Below are 3,624 nucleotides of genomic sequence, written 5' to 3'. Positions count from 1 at the left end.
GTTTATCCGGATCTCGTGGGGCTGCGATCGCTCTCGATTCGGCTCAGTCTTCAATCTACAGGCGCCGTCCGCACGGCAAAGCGGCTGGGCACAGGTACCGAGTTTGCTGAACTGCGCGAATACGGCAGCGGGGACGACCCGCGTTTTATTGACTGGAAAGCGACGGCGCGACGCGGACAGCCTTTAGTCCGCGTACTTGAGCCAGAACAGGAGCAGACGCTGATCATTCTGCTGGACCGGGGACGCTTGATGACCGCTAACGTTCGGGGACTTGCTCGCTTCGACTGGGGCTTAAATGCTACGCTCTCGCTGGCGCTGGCAGGGCTGCATCGCGGCGATCGCGTCGGCGTTGGCGTCTTTGATCGCCAGATCCACACCTGGATTCCGCCCGAACGGGGACAGCGCCACCTGAACCACTTAATTGAGCGTCTCACTCCCATTCAGCCTGAACTGCTGGAGCCAGATTATTTAGGTGCGGTGACAACGCTGGTGAATCAGCAATCTCGTCGCGCTCTCGTCGTGCTGATTACTGATCTGGTCGATCGCACAGCCTCAGCGGAGCTATTGGCAGCCATGGGGCGACTGACGCCTCGCTATCTGCCGTTCTGCATTGCGCTCCGCGATCCGCAGGTAGACCAGCAAGCGCAGACGCAGACGCACGATGTCGCCGCAACGTATGCTCGCGCGGTTGCTTTGGATTTGCTGGCGCAGCGGCAGGTTGCCTTTGCTCAGCTAAAGCAAAAAGGCGTTCTCGTTCTGGATGCACCCGCGAACCAGGTTTCGGAACAACTGGTCGATCGCTATCTGCAACTCAAGGCGCGGAATCAACTGTAATTGTGTCTGACTCTTGGGTAGAACAGAAGCAGGGTGGGCACTGCCCACCCTGCTTACGCATTCTTATACAAACAGCGTATTCGTCACGGCTCCAGCCTGAACGCCCGTGACGATCGCCAACACAGTATTTGTGGCGGCAACCTGAATCACGGCGCTGCTGTCTCCGGTAATGCGAAGTTGGTCAAAGCGGAGGTCGGCACCCAACCGGATGCGATCGCCCTGAGAGGCGCTGAAGTCTGTAATGACATCAGTGCCCTCACCGTTTGCCAGGACAAACACGTCGCTGCCAGCACCGCCCACCAGGGTATCGGCACCTAACCCACCTTGGAGGGTGTCGTTGCCTTCCTGTCCTAGCAGGGTGTCGTCGCCGCCCTCACCAACCAGCGTATCGGCGAAGGCAGAACCAATCAGCAGATCGCCCGCGTCACCGCCCGCGATCGTGCGAGCCGGCAGCGATGCCGGAGCCGCCGCTAGACCAACTCGCGGATCCAGATTCAGCGGCGTGTCGAGTTGTAGCAAGACGATCTCATTGTTGTCGATCGCCGGAGGGCGACCCAGCGAGAACGGGTAGTTGTTGTCGTTGGCAACCAAGATTGTGTTGGCATCAATCACCAGCGCATCTTCGATCGTTTGGAAGGGCATGCGGTAGGTGGCGCTACCGTTGCCGTCCAAATCGTTGGGGTCCTGGATGTTCAGCAGATCCGCAATTTCCTCTTTGGCAACAAAGCCATTGGCGTCGGTTTTAGACAAATCGACCTTGAAGATCTTTTTGAACTGAGCCGTGGCTCCCTGTCCGTTGTCCCGCTCGATCACAAGATACTCCGTGTCATTGACCACGGTGAAATCGCCGATCGCGTTAGCGGGATTCGCCAGTTGATAGTAGCCAACCAAGCCTTGAAACTCTCCGGTTGCCGCATCGACGCGGTGAATCCGCAGCGCGTTGGTCGGATCGCCAATCACGAATCCTTCCAGCAGCGGATACAGCGTAGATTTATCAGGGCTGATCGCCATCCCCTCGAAGCCTCTGGAGCCACCCAAATTGGTGATCGCAGGCTGATAGCCGATAAAGCTCTGCCGCGCATCGTAGCCTGTGCTGGGAAAGTCGGTGAAGTAGCCGTCCACGCCCAGTTGGATAAACTGCTTGAACTCGTTCAACGGGTCGCCGTTGTAGTCTGCTGCCAGAAAGAAACCTTCGTTGCGGAGCGTGTACGGATGCACCAGCAGTCCGGCTTTGTGCGCGTCCTGAACCAGTGTGGTGGGTGCGCCCAAGACGCGATCGGCGTCGCTAATCGCGCCATCTCCGTCTAAGTCATCCGGTCTGCCGTCGCCGTCGTTGTCTACAGTTTGGGCAGGCACAATCAGGCGCTTGTTGGGACCAATCCCTTCCGCATAGGCGGCGACTTCTGCCAGTCCAGCCTCGGTCGTTAAATCGCCATAGGTGCGACGATCGCCGCTGAATACGAGGTCGTAGGGGCGATCTGTTGCGCCGCCATAGAGTTGCACCAGCGGCAGGTCCACGCCTGCGGCGGGCATAATCACCTCGCTCAGCTCCTTCAGGTTGCTCGTCTCGAAGGACTGGATGAACACCCGCGTCGGGTCGGTAAAGCCTTTGCGCACCAGCGTATCGACCAGCAGTTGCCCCAGGTTGGCATCAATCTGTGAACCATCCAGCCGCGTTCCTTCGGTGTCAAAGAACGTCGGGTGCTTGGTTTCCGGGTAGATGCCGATCTTAATGCCTGTTTCTCGCTCGTACTGCTGCACCAGATCGATGACTTCTTCTAGCGTCGGCACTTTTAGCCCGTCGTTGTTGAAGCGAGTGCTCCGAAGTCCGGGCAACCGCTCGATCGCATTCAGCGTTTTGATTTCTGTCAGCGTGAAATCCTCCGCAAACCAGCCGCGTCGAGGAACACCATCCAACACTTTGGTAGTGAGACGATCGGCAAACTCTGGACGCAGATACACATCCGTGCTGGTGTCGCTGGTGTTCAGGGAGCCATCAGCATTTAGAACTCCTAGCATTGGCTCGTGGCGAGCAATCAGAATGTTATCCTTCGTCACCACCAAGTCTGGCTCAATGAAATTTGCGCCAGCGGCGATCGCCACTTTGTACGCCGCCAGCGTGTGTTCGGGACGTTCGCCACTCGCGCCCCGGTGCCCAATCACGATCGGCACATTGCCGTCCAGCGTATTGAACTGCGGACGCGCCAGAACATCGGGGTTCTGAGGCGATCGGACAAACTCTCCCGTGATCTGGTCGCGCACCAAGTCGCCCGTACCGGGAAAGTCGGTGAAATAGGCATCGACGCCGAGCTGAATGAATTGGCGATACTCTAGCTCCGGGTTGCCGTTGTAGTCGGCTGCTAGATAACGCGCCTCGTTGCGGAAGGTGTAGGGATGCACCTGCAATCCAGCCGCGTGGGCGTCCTGCACCAGCGTCGTTGGCGGCAGCGTGGTGGTGTCGGCGTCGTTGACTGCGCCATCGCCGTTCACGTCATCTGCCAAACCGTCGCCATTAGCGTCGCGTCCCTGCACCGAGACGATCATCCGCTTCCAGGGACCGATGCCCTCAGCGTAGGTGGCGATTTCTGCGAGTCCTTCCGGCGATCGCAGATCCGCATAGGTGCGCGGGTCGCCGCTAACGACGAAATCATAGGGGCGAATCTCAATCAGCGATCCATCCAGTCGCACATCTGCAGCGTCAAATAGCTGCACCAGCGGCAGATCAACGCCAGCGGCAGGCATAATCACACTGTTCAGTTCCTTCAGGTTGCCGACCTCGAAGGACTGGAT

Annotated in this window: 2 protein-coding genes; one reads left to right on the top strand and one right to left on the bottom strand. The window is 58.5% G+C overall.

Features of this window, described 5'->3' with window-relative positions; genetic code table 11:
* Nucleotides 1-834, top strand: an 834-nt coding sequence (locus H6F43_RS02055) for a DUF58 domain-containing protein (RefSeq protein WP_190340352.1), incomplete at its 5' end; no start/stop codon positions are given.
* Nucleotides 835-897: 63 nt separating this feature from the next.
* Here H6F43_RS02055 and H6F43_RS02050 read toward each other — a convergent pair.
* Nucleotides 898-3,624, bottom strand: a 2,727-nt coding sequence (locus H6F43_RS02050; protein WP_190340351.1) for a glycerophosphodiester phosphodiesterase family protein, incomplete at its 5' end; no start/stop codon positions are given.

This window comes from Leptolyngbya sp. FACHB-36 (genome assembly GCF_014695955.1).
Taxonomy (GTDB): Bacteria; Cyanobacteriota; Cyanobacteriia; order Leptolyngbyales; family Leptolyngbyaceae; genus FACHB-36.
The sequence above is the reverse complement of the archived record's forward strand: the minus strand, read 5'-3'. Positions and strand labels throughout refer to the sequence as shown.